Source organism: Streptomyces sp. AA1529 (assembly GCF_000280905.1).
In the GTDB taxonomy this organism is placed as follows: domain Bacteria; phylum Actinomycetota; class Actinomycetes; order Streptomycetales; family Streptomycetaceae; genus Streptomyces.
In genome coordinates, this window is sequence record NZ_ALAP01000031.1 from 34,401 (window position 1) to 47,691 (window position 13,291).

The following is a 13,291-nucleotide window of genomic DNA, read 5'->3' on the forward strand; positions in this document are numbered from 1 at the left end:
GTAGCCGCACCGCCGCCGGCCGTACGATGCGCCGAGCCCCTCCCCGCGCGCAGTCTCGGTAGCGCAAAGCACCACCCGGCCGCTACCGAGGAGTTGACGACCATGCAGACCCTGGCCCACTGGCACGGCGCGGGGGGACCCGGCCCCTGGATCCTGTTCTTCCCGCTCATCTGGGCCGCCCTCGTCGCGGCCTGCGTCCTCCTGCTGCGCCGCACGGTCCTCCGGGGCCGCCGCGGACCCTGGCAGCGGCGGCAGCAGGCCCCGCACGGCACCGAGAGCCCGCTGGAACTCCTGGACCGCCGCTTCGCGCAGGGCGAGATCGACGAGGACGAGTACTGGCGGCGCACCTCCGTGCTGGCCGAGAGCACCCGCGAGCGGCACGCGGAGCGCCCGGGCGGCATATGACGAGCCGCACCGCCGCAGCCCGACGACCCCTGCCCTCGACTCGGCGGCTGCGGGGGACCGGCGGCGCTCGGCGTGCCGCCGGGCACCGACACCCTCATCCTCGCGGTCCCCGCGAGGCCTGGGAGCCGGCCCTGCTCCGCCCGACCCGGCGGACCCGCGGCCCGCTGCGGGGCATGGCGCGGTGGGTGCCGGTGCCGGTCACCGGGGGTGGCGCCGGGCGCCGATGCCTCCTCAGCCCGCTGCCGCCGGCTCCACCTCGGCCGGGGGCGGCACCGGGGCCGGACCGGCGGCCGGCTGCCGGGGTGCGGCGGCGTCCCGGGCGGCACGGCAGGTACGGCCCCCGGCCGGCGCGGCCGGCTCCGGGGCCGGCACCGGCAGCGAGAACCACACGGTCTTTCCCGAGCCGTCGGGCCGGGCCCGCACCCCCCAGCTCTCGCTGAGCGACGCCACCAGGGCGAGGCCGCGCCCGCTGGTGGGCAGCGGCTCGTCGGACGCCGCGCCGCGGACCCGCGGCAGTCGGGGGTCGTGGTCGTGCACCGAGACCGTCAGCCGGTCCCCGACCAGGGACAGTTCCACGGTGCAGTGCTTGTCGGCGGGAGCCGGACCGGCGTCGCAGCGCCGGGGATCCGCGTGCCGGTGGACGTTGGCCAGCAACTCCGTCAGCAGGAGGGCCGCGACGTCCAGGACGGCGTCCAGCCGCCAGTACCGCAGCTGCGCGGAGACGATTCTTCGGACCTGCCCTATGCGCGGGGGCAGCGCCTGGAACTCCACGGCGCAGTGCCGCGCCGGGGCCGGTGCAGGGGTGCTGCTCGGTGGACTGATCACGGCTGTGACTCCCTCACGAGGGGCCGCCGGCGGGCGGGGACGGATCACATGTGATGTGCGCTACAGGGCCAGGATGGGAGCGGACCGGCCGCGGCGCAAACGCGCTGCGACGATCCGGTCACGGAGCGGCGGCAGGTGATCGTCTTCACCGGCCCAGCACACCGCGCTCCGCGGCGGCCTTCGCCCGTGCCGTCCGCAGGGCCGACAGCAGGCCCTCCCGGTGCTCCTGGCCCAGGCGCAGCAGGTAGCTTCTGCCGCGCAGCGTCGCCGGTACCTGGTCGCGCAGCCCGTAGCCGCTGATCCGCACCTCGTCGACCGGCGCGCTGTCGATCTCGCTGCCGTAGCTGGTCAGCAGCACCAGTTCCCCGTCCCGCACCAGCACATGGCCGGCCCGGGTGAGGGAGCGGAGCATCCGGCTGATCCCCACCCCAGTCGCGTCGAACTCCGGCTCCGCCACTGCACACCGCCTCCCACCGGCTCCCACCGGATCTGCCCGGCAGAGGTACCGGGGTACCCCCGGGCGGTGCGCGTACACCCCCGGAGAGCCCAGCCCCTTGCCGGGAGCATGCCCATGTCCACCGCTGTCTACCGACCCCCCTCTATGATCGGCCTGTGAGCACCACCGAACCCGCCCCTCCCGTCCCCGGCCTCCCCACCCAGGACGTGGACCGCAGCGACCCCGACCGCCGCGGCTGGCTGAAGGAGGCGGTACGCAAGGTGCGGGCCGAGAGCGGCCGCAGCGCCGACACCCACCTGCTGGCCTTCCCGCTGCCCGAGGAATGGGGCGTCGACCTGTACCTCAAGGACGAGTCGACCCACCCCACCGGCAGTCTCAAGCACCGCCTGGCGCGCTCGCTGTTCCTGCACGCGCTGTGCAACGGCTGGATCCGGCAGGGACGGCCCGTCATCGAGGCGTCCAGCGGCTCCACCGCGGTGAGCGAGGCGTACTTCGCCAAGCTGATCGGCGTCCCGTTCATCGCGGTGATGCCGCGCACGACGAGCAGCGAGAAGACCCGGCTGATCGAGTTCCACGGCGGCACCTGCCACCTGGTGGACGATCCCCGTACCGTCTACGAGGTCTCGGCTCGGCTCGCCGCGGAGAGCGGCGGCCACTTCATGGACCAGTTCACCTACGCCGAACGGGCCACCGACTGGCGGGGCAACAACAACATCGCCGAGTCCGTCTACCAGCAGCTCGCCGGGGAGCGGTACCCGGAACCGGCGTGGATCGTCGCCACCGCCGGAACCGGGGGCACCTCGGCGACCTTCGCCCGCTACATCCGCTACATGCAGTACGACACCCGGGTCTGCGTCCCCGACCCGGAGAACTCCTGCTTCTTCGACGGCTGGACCCGCGGCGACCCGGAGGCCACCAGCGACTGCGGCTCCCGGATCGAGGGCATCGGACGGCCCCGGATGGAACCCAGCTTCGTGCCCGCCGCCGTCGACCGGATGATGAAGGTCCCGGACGCCGCCAGCGTGGCCGCCGTACGGCAGCTGGACCGGGTGCTGGGCCGCAAGGCCGGCGGGTCCACCGGCACCGGGCTGTGGAGCAGCCTGCGGATCGTCGCCCGGATGCTGGCCGCCGGCGAGCAGGGCAGCGTCGTCACCCTGCTGTGCGACCCGGGCGAGCGGTATCTGGACAAGTACTACGCCGACTCCTGGCTGGCCCGGCAGGGCCTGGAGATCGCTCCCTACACGCGCACCCTGGAGCGGTTCCTGGCCTCGGGGGAGTGGGCCGAGCCGCAGTAGCCCGTCCCGTCCCGCTGCCCGTCCCGTCCCGCCGCCCGGCGCCGCGCCGGGCGGCCGCGGGCCCGGGGTCAGAGCGCGCCCGCGAAGCCCTCGCCGTCCTGCTCGCCGGCCACCACCAGCTCCGGCAGCCGCTCCTGGATCTCCTCCCGCGCCGCCGCCGGCAGCCCGCCGTCCGTCACCAGCGCGTCCACCTGGTCCAGCGAGGCGAACGAACTCAGCCCCACCGTGCCCCACTTGGTGTGGTCCGCGACCACGATGACCCGGCGGGCCGAGCCCACGAACTGCCGGTTCGTCTCCGCCTCCGCCAGATTCGGGGTGGAGAGCCCGGCCTCCACCGATATGCCGTGCACCCCCAGGAACAGCGCGTCGAAGTGGAGCGAGCGGATCGCCGCGTCCGCCACCGAACCCACCAGCGAGTCCGAGGGCGTCCGCACCCCGCCCGTCAGCACCACCGTCGCCGCGCCCGGACGGGTCCCCGCCGTTCCCGCCCCGGCGCCGCTCCGCTGCGCCGCGTGGAAGACGTCGGCGACCCGCACCGAGTTGGTGACCACCGTCAGGTTCGGCACCTCCAGCAGGTGCCGCGCCAGCGCGAACGTCGTCGTACCGCCCGAGAGCGCGATCGCGGTGCCCGGCTGGGCCATGGTGGCCGCCGCCCGCGCGATGTCCTCCTTCGCGCTCAGCTCCAGCGAGGACTTCGCCTCGAACCCCGGCTCGTGCGTACTGGCCTCGGCGACCGGCACGGCGCCGCCGTGCACCTTCTCCAGGGCGCCCTGCCGGGCCAGCGCGTCCAGGTCGCGCCGCACCGTCATGTCCGAGACCGACAGCTTCCTGGTCAGCTCGTTGACCCGGGCGCCGCCCCGGCGCCGCACCTCCTCCAGGATCAGCGCGCGCCGCTGTTCGGCGAGGAGGTTCTGGTTGTCGCTCACTGCCGCTGTCTCCGTTCCTTTCGCGACCGGGTGTCGGGGCTGTGGGGAGGCCTCCGGTCGGCCCATCCTCCCACGCGCGCCACAGCCGCGCCGCTGTCTCGATCGAGCCCCCGCGCACCCCGCTTTCACCCGTGGGGGGCTGGCACGGCGCGGCGCGGGCAGTGATGCTGGCACCGGCCGACACGAAGCTGACACACCGTTCGGGGGAACCGGGGGGAAGCACAGTGCCGACAGACCACGCACCCAGCGGCGCACCCGGCGACGCGCCGGGCCTCGCACTGGAACTGCTCGTACACGGAGTGGGCGGGACGACCGCCGCCGAGATGCTCGGCGACCCGCGCACCGAACGCGTCACCGGGGACGGCACGGCGGCCATCCACCGGCGCACGGACGACACGGACGCCGAGCAGCGCCCGGAGGACTACACGGGCAGAGCGGTACCGGAGGCCTACTGCTGGTCGAACCTGACCTCCGGCAACGGCGCCCGCGCCCTGTGGCTGATCCTGCTGCCGTTCATGGTGGCCAACCTGGCCCACTGGACCCGGCCCGCCTCCCGCGGCCGTGCCCGCACCGTACGGCTGCACGGCCTGCTGGTCCGGCTGCTGGCGCTCTCCCTGACGGTGCTGCTGGTCGCCGCGGCCTGCGAGGTCGCACTCGACCTGGTCGCCTGGCAGTGCGCCGGGGCCGCCCGCTGCGCCGGGGAACGCTCCTGGCTGGCGTTCCTGGCGGCGCCCGAGGAGACCGCGGCCCCGGGCAGTTGGTGGAGCCAGCCGGGCCGCCGGCTGGCCCTGGCCGCCGTGCTGCCGGCCGCCGTGACCGCCCTGCTGTGGTGGCTCTCGCACCGCACCTGGAGCGCCTACGAATCCCAGCCGCCGCTGGAGCGCACCGTCCCCGAGGACGCCCCCGCGGCCGAGGGGCGGCCCCCGCTGTCGCTGCCGGGCTTCTGGTACGGCAAGCGCCTCGTCGCCCGGCTGCGCGCCGCGCACACCGCCGCCGGGTTCCTGACCGTCGCCGCCGCGCTCACCGCCGCCACCGCCCGGCACGACCGGGCACCCGGCGGCAGCACCGCGCTGGACCTGTCCGGACGGCTGCTGACGGGACTGGTGCTGGCGGGAGCCGCCTGGGTGCTGTTCGTCGTCTGCGGCCGGGGCCGCAAGGAGACCGAACCCGACGACGGTGCCGACACGCTCGCGGTGCGCGGGCTGCCCCCGGCCTCCCTCGCCGTGCTGCTGTCGGCCGTCGTGCACACCGGCTGGAGCCGTCCGGAATGGACCTCCGGCGGTACCCTCCCCGGCGACGAGACGTTCAGCGTCCTCGCGGTGCTCCAGGGCACGCTCGTGGTCGCGCTCGGCGTGCTGGGTCTGCGACTGCACCGCCGCACGCGGGTCCCTCGCACGGCGCTGCACGGGACGGCCTCCGGATGCGTGGCGATGCTCGCCTGCTCGCTGGGCGGCGTGCTCTCCGGCGGGGTCTGCCAACGGGTCGGTGACTGGCTCGACGGCCCCGGCGGGTCCGGCGGCAGCGGCGGCCGCATCGCGGGCCCGCCGGCCGTCCTCACCTGGCAGGCGTCCGTCATCCCCGTCCTGCTCGCCCTGGTGCTGCTGCTGGCGGGCTGGTCCGCCGTGCACGTGTGGCGCGACACCCGGCGACTCACCGACGACGTGGCGGCCGGGTACCCCGCGTCGCTGCCCGACCCGTCCCGCTCCCGCCGGATCGCCGCCACGATCGCCCGCGCCGGCCTCACCGACCGGGCACCCCGGCTGGTGGCCGCCGTCGCCGCCGCCACACTCGTGATGGGCGGTGCGGCCGTGCTCGGCACGCTGCTGACCGGTCAGGTTCCCGGGCGCGCCACGGACGGGGCCCCCGGCGTCGTCGCGGGAACCGCCGACGCCGTGCAGGCTCTCGGCTCCTGGCTGGTCGGGTTCGCCTTCGTCCTGCTGCTCGCCTGGGGCCGCCGCGCCTACCGGGACGCCTCGGCCCGCCGCACCATCGGCATCCTGTGGGACGTGGGCACCTTCTGGCCGCGCTGCGCCCACCCGTTCGCGCCGCCCTGCTACGCCGAGCGCGCCGTGCCCGACCTGGCCTGGCGGATGGCGATGTGGACCGACGGGCGGCCCGAGCGGCGCCTGGTGATCTCCGGCCACTCGCAGGGCAGCGTCCTGGCGGCAGCGGCGGTCTGGCAACTGGATCCCGGTACCCGCCGCCAGGTCGCCCTCCTCACCTACGGCTCACCCCTGGAACGGCTGTACGGGCGCTGGTTCCCCGCCTACTTCGGTCCGCACCGGCTGGCCGCCCTGCACGGTGATCTGGAGTGCTGGCGCAACCTGTGGCGGCTGACCGACCCGATCGGCGGTCCCGTGCGGCCCGAGCGCGCCGGTGCCCCCGAGCCCGGACCGCCCGAAGCGTGCCTCGGGGTCGACCGCGGTCCGCTGCGCGACCCCGTCGCCTACGGCCGCACCCGCGAGCTGCCGCTGCCCGAACCGATCCTGGCGCACGGGGACTACCAGGCGGATCCGGCCTTCGCCGAGGAGCGGGCCGGGCTGCTGGCCCGCCTCGCGGACCGCGCGCGGCGGGCCGTCGCGCCCCGGCGTCCGCCGCAGGAAGCCGTCCGGCGTCCCGGCCGGCAGCCGGACCGGCGGAGGCCCGGTGCGCCGGGCCGGCGGGCCGCTCAGCCCGGGCCGGGCAGATCCGAGGGGTAGAGCAGGGTGAGGTCCTCGGTGCTCGGGTCGGGAAGCTGCGCGACCCGGCCCGCGTGCCGCTCGACCATCGCCTCGAAGGTCTGCCGCGCGGTGCGCCCGTTGCCGAACGAGGGGCCCTTGGGAAGCTGTCCGAAGTACTCCAGCAGCGCCTGCCGCGTGCCGCCGCCCAGGTGGTACTCCTGCTCCTCGGCCTGCTGCTCGACGATGCTCAGCAGCTCCTCGGGCGCGTAGTCCCCGAAGGTGATCGTGCGGGAGAAGCGCGAGGCCACACCGGGGTTGGCGGCCAGGAAGTGCTCCATCTCGGTGGTGTAGCCCGCCACGATGACCACCACGTCGTCCCGGTGGTCCTCCATCAGCTTCACCAGGGTGTCGATGGCCTCGCGGCCGAAGTCGCGGCCCGAGTCCTGCGGGGCGAGCGCATACGCCTCGTCGATGAACAGCACGCCGCCCCTGGCCTTCTCGAACGCCTCCTGGGTGCGCAGCGCCGTGGACCCGATGTGCTCGCCGACCAGGTCCACGCGGGAGACCTCCACCAGATGCCCGCGGCGCAGCACCCCCAGGGAGTGCAGGATCTCGCCGTAGAGGCGGGCCACCGTGGTCTTGCCGGTGCCGGGCGACCCGGTGAAGACCAGGTGCCGCCGCGCGGACGCCGCCTTCAGCCCGGCGCGCTGCCGTCTGCGGCCGACCTCGATCATGTCGGTGAGCGCCCGGACCTCGCGCTTGACCGCGTCCAGCCCGACCAGCTCGTCGAGTTCGCCCAGCACTTCCTTGGCGGGGCGCGGTGCCTCCTCGTCCCCGTTCGCGTCGGCCGCGTCGTCGCCGGGTGCGGACGCCGCCGGTGCCGTTGCCGGCGACGGGCTCTCCGAGCGCTGCCGGGGCACCGCGGCCTGCGCGGTCAGCAGTCCCGCCGAGCCGTCGGCGGGCGGGGCGGGGGAGACCGGTGCGGCGGCGGGCGTCGCGGTGACCGCGGCGGCGCTCTCGTCGCTGCTGCAGTCCTCGACGGTCGGGCCCTCCTCGGCGAACTCGTAGCCGCCGCGCGTGCACCGCTCGGTGCGGCAGCGGCGCAGCGTGGTGCGGCAGCCGTCGATCACATGGAAGCCGTAGCCGCGCGAGCCGGACACCCGGCAGTTGTGGAACGTACCGCGTCCCTCGGCGGACACGTAGAACCCGGCCTCGCCGGAACCGCTGACCGTGCAGCGTTCGATGGTGGGATCGGCGCCCTTGGTGACGATCACTCCGGTCGCGGCCTGGTCGATGGTGCAGCCGTTGAGCACTCCGCCGCTGCCGTGGTCGCGGAACCAGGCGCCGGTGCCGGCCTTGCTGATGCGGCAGTCGTCCAGCTGCACGACCGCGCCGTCGCTCACCGAGACGGCGGTGCCGCGCACCTGGGAGAGGTCGCTGTCCAGGACGTCGGCACGGGAGCCCCGGTCCAGGACGAAGAGCGCGTCGGGCACCGAATGCACCCGGCAGGTGTCCAGTACCGCGGTGGCACCGTCGCTGACCCACACCGCCGGGTAGTCGCCGGTGCTCTCGTGTATCTCGCAGCCGTTGGCGTCCGCGCGGGTTCCCGGGTCCCACACCGACAGGCCGTTGCGGCCGAACCGGCGCACCGTGGAGCGGGTCAGCGTCAGCACCGAGCGGGACCGCAGGTCGACCGCGTTCTCCGGGATGTCGTGGATGTCGCAGTCGGCGAGGGTGAGCACGGCGTCGGTGTCCAGGGTGACCCCGTCGGTCGAGGTGCGGTGCACCCGGCAGTCGGTGAAGTGCCCGCTGGCGCGCCCGGCGACGCGCAGGCCGCTGCCCTTGATCTCGTACACCTCGCAGCCCAGCGCCTCCAGCGTGCTGCCCTCGCCCTGCAGCGCGATGCCCGCGCCCGAGGCGAGGTGCACCCTGCAGTGCGCGAGCCGCGGCCGGGCGCCGTCCCGCACCAGGACGCCGGACTGGCCCGCCGCCACCACCTCGCACTCCTCGAAGACGCCCCCGGCGCCCCCGGTGATGCTGAAGCCGATCCCGGCCGGGTTGTCCACGGTGCAGCGCCGCACCGTGGGCCGGGCCCCGCCGCGCACCTCGATCCCGGAGGCCGAGCGGGTCATCACCCGCAGCCCGGCCAGCTCCGGCGCCGCGTCCTCCACGAGCACGGCGGGCACGGCCGAGTCCTGGCCCTCGATCTGCAGGTCCTGGACCAGCGCGGCGGACCGCACGGTGAGCGCCACCCCGTCCGCGGGGGCGATCCGGACCGGTCCGGAGCCGCCGCGTTCGGGGCCGCGCAGCGTCACCATGCGCTCGATGACCAGGTTCTCCCGGTAGGTGCCGGGTGCCACGGTGAGGACGTCGCCGTCGCCCGCAACCTCCAGCGCGGCGGACAACGACGCGTATTCGCCCGTGCGCCGCCGCCACCGCGACGTGCCGCTGTGCGTCACCTGGACCGAGCCCTGTGCCATGGAGTGCTGTGCCCCAACCTCGTGCGTGCGGAGATGCGTTGCGCCGGTCGCGCGGAGCGCTGCGTGCGCTGTCCGGGCCGGCCGCACCACCGTAGCGTGCGCTGGTGCTCTGCGGTGACGGGTCCGACCGAGTGACCGGCGCGGACACCCGCTCGGAACCGACATGCCGGGAAGGGGCGGTTGTCAGGTGCTGGTTCCGGTGCGGCCCCAGTCGGGGCCGATGCGCACCCACTCCTCGTCCCAGCGTGCGTACCGGCGCCGCAGCAGCAACCGTACGGTCAGCCGCCTGGCGGCCTCCAGCCCTCCGGCGGTGAGCGCGCCGATGGCCAGTCCGGCCAGCAGCGAGTAGGAGCGGGCGCTGTGCGTGCTCATCGGACGGGAGGTCAGGCGCCCGTGCGCGTCCGTCCACACCGGGAAGCGGGCGCCGGGCTCCACGGGGTGCCGGAGCACGACGACGCCGGTGTGCGGGGTGCCGTCCGGCCCCTCCCACCGCGCGGTGATCCGATGGCGGTTCTGCGCCCCGGCGCCGGTCTCGGTCTCGGAGTCCAACGGCGGCAGCACCCGCACGTGCTGGACCGTCGCCGGGATCCGCGACCGCTGGTGCTGCTGCTCGTGTGCGGTGCGCAGCAGTGCCGCGTGGGCCGTCTCGGTGGCGGCCCATCCCGCCAGCGGGGCGGCGAGAGCGATCAGCAGCACCGCACACAGGGTCAGCCACGCCTCCCGGCGGTCGGTGCGCCGGTACAGCGGGTTCCTCCGCCAGCGCCACAGACCGGAGACAGCGCGCACCGCTGCACCCCCTCTCGCCGTTCGTCCACCGGGTGCGGTACCCGCACGGGAGGAGGCGTCGAGCCCCGGGCCGTACAGCTCACCGGCTGCCGTGCGACCGGCTGCCGGTTCTTCGGGTCCGTCGGTCCCCTCTCCGTCCTCGGGCTGGTCGCGGGCTCGCTGCTTTCCCCTCGTGATCCGCAGAGTTTACTGAGTGGCCTTCCGGTGCCGGACACCGGGCGCGGGTCGGACATGTGTACGCCCACTTTTTCCGCACATCTGCTCGGGCCGGGGAGTGGGCAGGGCCGCGATGCGGTGTGAATGTCGCACACGGTGAGGTGCTCCGCGAGATTGTCACGCTCGGTAAGAAAAATTGGTGATCTTACCCGTGGATCGCGCGGGCATTCGGGGCGTGCCCATCTCTTTCGGGCGATTGCCGCCTCTCCCGCGACCCATTTAACTTCTCTGCGCATCAGGCCATATGACGGCGCATCACAAGGATTGGCGGTGTCGGATGACGACTGCGGCGGAGCGGAATTCCGGAAACGGGAGTGCGGACCAGGCGCAGCAGAGCCTCGCCACGGAAGCGGCACGGAATCTCGCGACCACCACGAAGACGCCCCCGCAGATGCAGGGGATCACCTCGAGGTGGCTGCTGCGGGCCCTGCCGTGGGTGCAGGTGACGGGCGGCACCTTCCGGGTGAACCGGCGGCTGTCCCACACACTCGGGGACGGCCGGGTGGAGTTCGTCTCCACCGGCGCCGAGGTCCGGGTCATCCCGTTGGAGCTCACCGAGCTGCCGCTGCTGCGCGGCTACGACGACCACGCGGTGCTGGAGACCCTCGCCGACCGGTGCGAGCAGCGCGACTTCCGCCCCGGCGAGGTGATTCTGGAGGAGGGCCGGCCCGCCGACCGGCTGGTACTGATCGCACACGGCAAACTGCGCCAGTCGGTCCGGGGCCGGTACGACGAGGACGTCACCCAGGGCGTGCTCGCGGACGGCGACTTCGTCGGCGATCAGCTGATGACCGGCGAGACGGGCACCTGGGACCGCACCCTGACCGCGCTCACCAGCGGTACCGTCCTCACCCTGGAGCGCAGCGCGTTCGACGCCGTACTGGCCGGCGCCGGCTCGCTCCGCTCCCACCTGGCATCCGCCGGTGCCCTCATCCCCTCGCAGCGGACCGGGGACGGCGAGTCCGCGATCGAGCTGGCGTCCGGACACGTGGGGGAGGCGCCGCTGCCGGGCACGTTCGTCGACTACGAGCTGAGCCCCCGCGAGTACGAACTCGAGGTCGCCCAGACCGTGCTGCGCGTCCACACCAGGGTCGCCGACCTGTACAACCACCCGATGAACCAGCTCGAGGAGCAGCTCCGGCTCACCGTCGAGGCGCTGCGCGAGCGCCAGGAGCACGAGCTGGTCAACAACCGCGAGATCGGCCTGCTGCACAACGCCGGGACGCGGCAGCGCGTCCACACCCGCTCCGGACCGCCCACCCCGGACGACCTGGACGAGCTGCTGGCCACCGTGTGGAAGGACCCCGGCGTCATCCTGGCCCACCCCAGGGCGATCGCCGCGATCGGCCGGGAGTGCAGCAGGCGCGGGCTCTACCCGCAGTCCGTCGACCACGAGGGGCACTCGGTGCCCGCCTGGCGCGGCGTCCCCATCCTGCCCTGCAACAAGATCCCGGTCACCCCGCAGGGCAGCACCTCCGTCCTGGCGATGCGCACCGGCGAGAAGGCCCAGGGCGTGGTCGGACTCCACCAGACGGGAATTCCCGACGAGTACAGCCCGGGTCTCTCGGTCCGCTTCATGGGGATCAACGAGAAGGCCGTCATGTCGTATCTGGTGAGCGCCTATTACTCCGCCGCCGTTCTCGTGCCCGACGCGCTCGGAGTTCTCGAGGACGTCGAGATCGGCCACTGACCCGCGCGCCGGGGCATCGGTCCCCGGCCCGGAAAACCGTCCTCGGCGGTGACCGGACAAGCGTCCTCAGGAAAACAGGCAGTCGGAAACACCAGGAAACCGGGCACACATGACCACGCATCCCGAAGAACTGCGGCAGGACCGCGCCAGCCTCTCCACGGCGGCCGCCCGCAAGCTCACCACCACGACCAAGACACCGCCCCAGATGCAGGGGATCTCCCCGCGCTGGCTGCTGCGCGTCCTGCCCTGGACGGAGACCACCGGCGGCACCTTCCGCGTCAACCGGCGGCTCACCCACACCCTGGGCGACGGCCGGATCGAGTTCGTCTCCACCGGTGCCGAGGTCGACGTCATCCCCGCCGAGCTGCGGGAGATCCCGCTGCTGCGCGGCCTGGCCGACGAAGCGGCCCTGCGCGCCCTGGCCGACGGGTTCGTCCAGCGCGAGTACGAGCCCGGCGACGCACTGGCCGTGCGCGGCGAACCCGCGGACGAACTGCTGCTGATCGCGCACGGCCGGGTCGTCCAGGAAGCCGCCGGACAGTACGACGACGACATCGAACTCGGTGTCATCGCCGACGGCGACCACGCCGGTGACCAGATCCTCACCCCGGACCCCGGCAACTGGCAGCAGACCCTGCGCGCCACCACCCGCTGCACCGTGCTGGCGCTGCCCCGCGAGACGTTCCGGCGGACGGCCGAAGCCTCCCCGCCGCTGCGCCACCACCTCGACACCGCCCTCACCCGCACCCTGCCCGCGCAGAACCGGCGCGGAGAGGCCGACATCGCCCTGGCCTCCGGCCATCTCGGTGAGATTCCGCTGCCCGGCACGTTCGTCGACTACGAACTGAACCCGCGCCAGTACGAGCTGGCCGTCGCCCAGACCGTGCTGCGCGTCCACACCAGGGTCGCCGACCTCTACAACGACCCGATGAACCAGGTGCAGGAGCAGTTGCGGCTCACCGTCGAGGCGCTGCGCGAGCGCCAGGAGCACGAGCTGGTCAACAGCCGCGAGTTCGGATTGCTGCACAACGCCGACCTGACCCAGCGCATCCGCTCCCGCACCGGCGCGCCCACGCCGGAGGACCTGGACGAGCTGATCTCCCGCCGCCGCAAGACCCGGTACCTGCTGGCGCATCCGCGGGCCGTCGCCGCTTTCGGCCGGGAGTGCAGCAGCCGCGGCATCTACCCCGAGCGCGTCCAGGTCGAGGGCAGCACGGCACACGCCTGGCGGGGCATCCCGCTGCTGCCCTGCGACAAGATCCCGATCCGGGCGGACGGCACCACCTCGGTGCTGGCCATGCGCACCGGGGCGGAGGACCAGGGCGTCATCGGGCTGCACCAGACCGGGATCCCGGACGAGATCGAACCCTCCCTGAACGTGCGCTTCATGGGCATCGACGAGCGGGCGCTGGTCTCCTACCTGGTGAGCGCCTACTTCTCGGCCGCCGTCCTGGTGCCCGACGCGCTCGGCATCCTGGAGGACGTCGAGGTCTGACCCACCGGGGGAGCGCCCCCGGCTCCCGGCGGGGGAGCCGGGCGGCGCGCGGGATG

The 13,291-nt window shown here is 74.1% G+C and carries 10 protein-coding genes; 5 read left to right on the top strand and 5 right to left on the bottom strand.

Annotated elements, in window-relative coordinates; genetic code table 11:
• Positions 1-102 precede the first annotated feature (102 nt).
• Entirely contained in the window at positions 103-405 is a 303-nt protein-coding gene (locus A949_RS0109285) for an SHOCT domain-containing protein (RefSeq protein ID WP_019355734.1), read from the top strand.
• 231 nt (positions 406-636) lie between these two features.
• Here the strand turns inward: A949_RS0109285 and A949_RS32965 are convergent, their stop codons facing one another.
• Both A949_RS32965 and A949_RS0109295 read right to left on the bottom strand, forming a co-directional pair.
• A complete protein-coding gene (locus A949_RS32965) occupies positions 637-1,230 on the bottom strand; it encodes an ATP-binding protein (protein WP_019355735.1) in 594 nt (197 codons plus the stop codon).
• Between the two features lie 145 nt (positions 1,231-1,375).
• Positions 1,376-1,687, bottom strand: coding sequence for a hypothetical protein (locus A949_RS0109295; protein ID WP_019355736.1), 312 nt, complete (start codon positions 1,685-1,687; stop codon positions 1,376-1,378).
• 155 nt (positions 1,688-1,842) lie between these two features.
• Between A949_RS0109295 and A949_RS0109300 the strand changes: the two genes are divergently transcribed.
• Entirely contained in the window at positions 1,843-2,982 is a 1,140-nt protein-coding gene (locus A949_RS0109300; protein ID WP_019355737.1) for a PLP-dependent cysteine synthase family protein, read from the top strand.
• 68 nt (positions 2,983-3,050) lie between these two features.
• On the opposite strand, the gene A949_RS0109305 is transcribed toward A949_RS0109300, so the two are convergent.
• Entirely contained in the window at positions 3,051-3,908 is an 858-nt protein-coding gene (locus A949_RS0109305) for a DeoR/GlpR family DNA-binding transcription regulator (RefSeq protein WP_019355738.1), read from the bottom strand.
• Between the two features lie 164 nt (positions 3,909-4,072).
• On the opposite strand from A949_RS0109305, the gene A949_RS32970 reads away from it, so the two are divergent.
• Entirely contained in the window at positions 4,073-6,607 is a 2,535-nt protein-coding gene (locus A949_RS32970) for a hypothetical protein (protein WP_443332990.1), read from the top strand.
• Here A949_RS32970 and A949_RS0109315 read toward each other — a convergent pair.
• A complete protein-coding gene (locus A949_RS0109315; RefSeq protein ID WP_019355740.1) occupies positions 6,577-9,048 on the bottom strand; it encodes a right-handed parallel beta-helix repeat-containing protein in 2,472 nt (823 codons plus the stop codon). The two genes, A949_RS32970 and A949_RS0109315, sit on opposite strands and share 31 nt — an antisense overlap.
• Before the next feature lie 183 nt (positions 9,049-9,231).
• Positions 9,232-9,834, bottom strand: coding sequence for an Rv1733c family protein (locus tag A949_RS0109320; RefSeq protein WP_019355741.1), 603 nt, complete (start codon positions 9,832-9,834; stop codon positions 9,232-9,234).
• A 493-nt stretch (positions 9,835-10,327) separates the two neighbouring features.
• Between A949_RS0109320 and A949_RS0109325 the strand changes: the two genes are divergently transcribed.
• On the top strand, positions 10,328-11,740 hold the full coding sequence (locus A949_RS0109325) for a family 2B encapsulin nanocompartment shell protein (protein ID WP_019355742.1): 1,413 nt from the start codon (positions 10,328-10,330) through the stop codon (positions 11,738-11,740).
• Between the two features lie 109 nt (positions 11,741-11,849).
• Entirely contained in the window at positions 11,850-13,235 is a 1,386-nt protein-coding gene (locus A949_RS0109330) for a family 2B encapsulin nanocompartment shell protein (RefSeq protein ID WP_019355743.1), read from the top strand.
• Positions 13,236-13,291 lie beyond the last annotated feature (56 nt).

Excerpts from the sequence above, each read along its gene's own strand:
- A949_RS0109285 (WP_019355734.1), top strand. The coding sequence starts at position 103 with ATGCAGACCCTGGCCCACTGGCACGGCGCGGGGGGACCCGGCCCCTGG.
- A949_RS32970 (WP_443332990.1), top strand. The coding sequence starts at position 4,073 with ATGCTGGCACCGGCCGACACGAAGCTGACACACCGTTCGGGGGAACCG.
- A949_RS0109315 (WP_019355740.1), bottom strand. The coding sequence starts at position 9,048 with ATGGCACAGGGCTCGGTCCAGGTGACGCACAGCGGCACGTCGCGGTGG.
- A949_RS0109325 (WP_019355742.1), top strand. The coding sequence starts at position 10,328 with ATGACGACTGCGGCGGAGCGGAATTCCGGAAACGGGAGTGCGGACCAG.
- A949_RS0109330 (WP_019355743.1), top strand. The coding sequence starts at position 11,850 with ATGACCACGCATCCCGAAGAACTGCGGCAGGACCGCGCCAGCCTCTCC.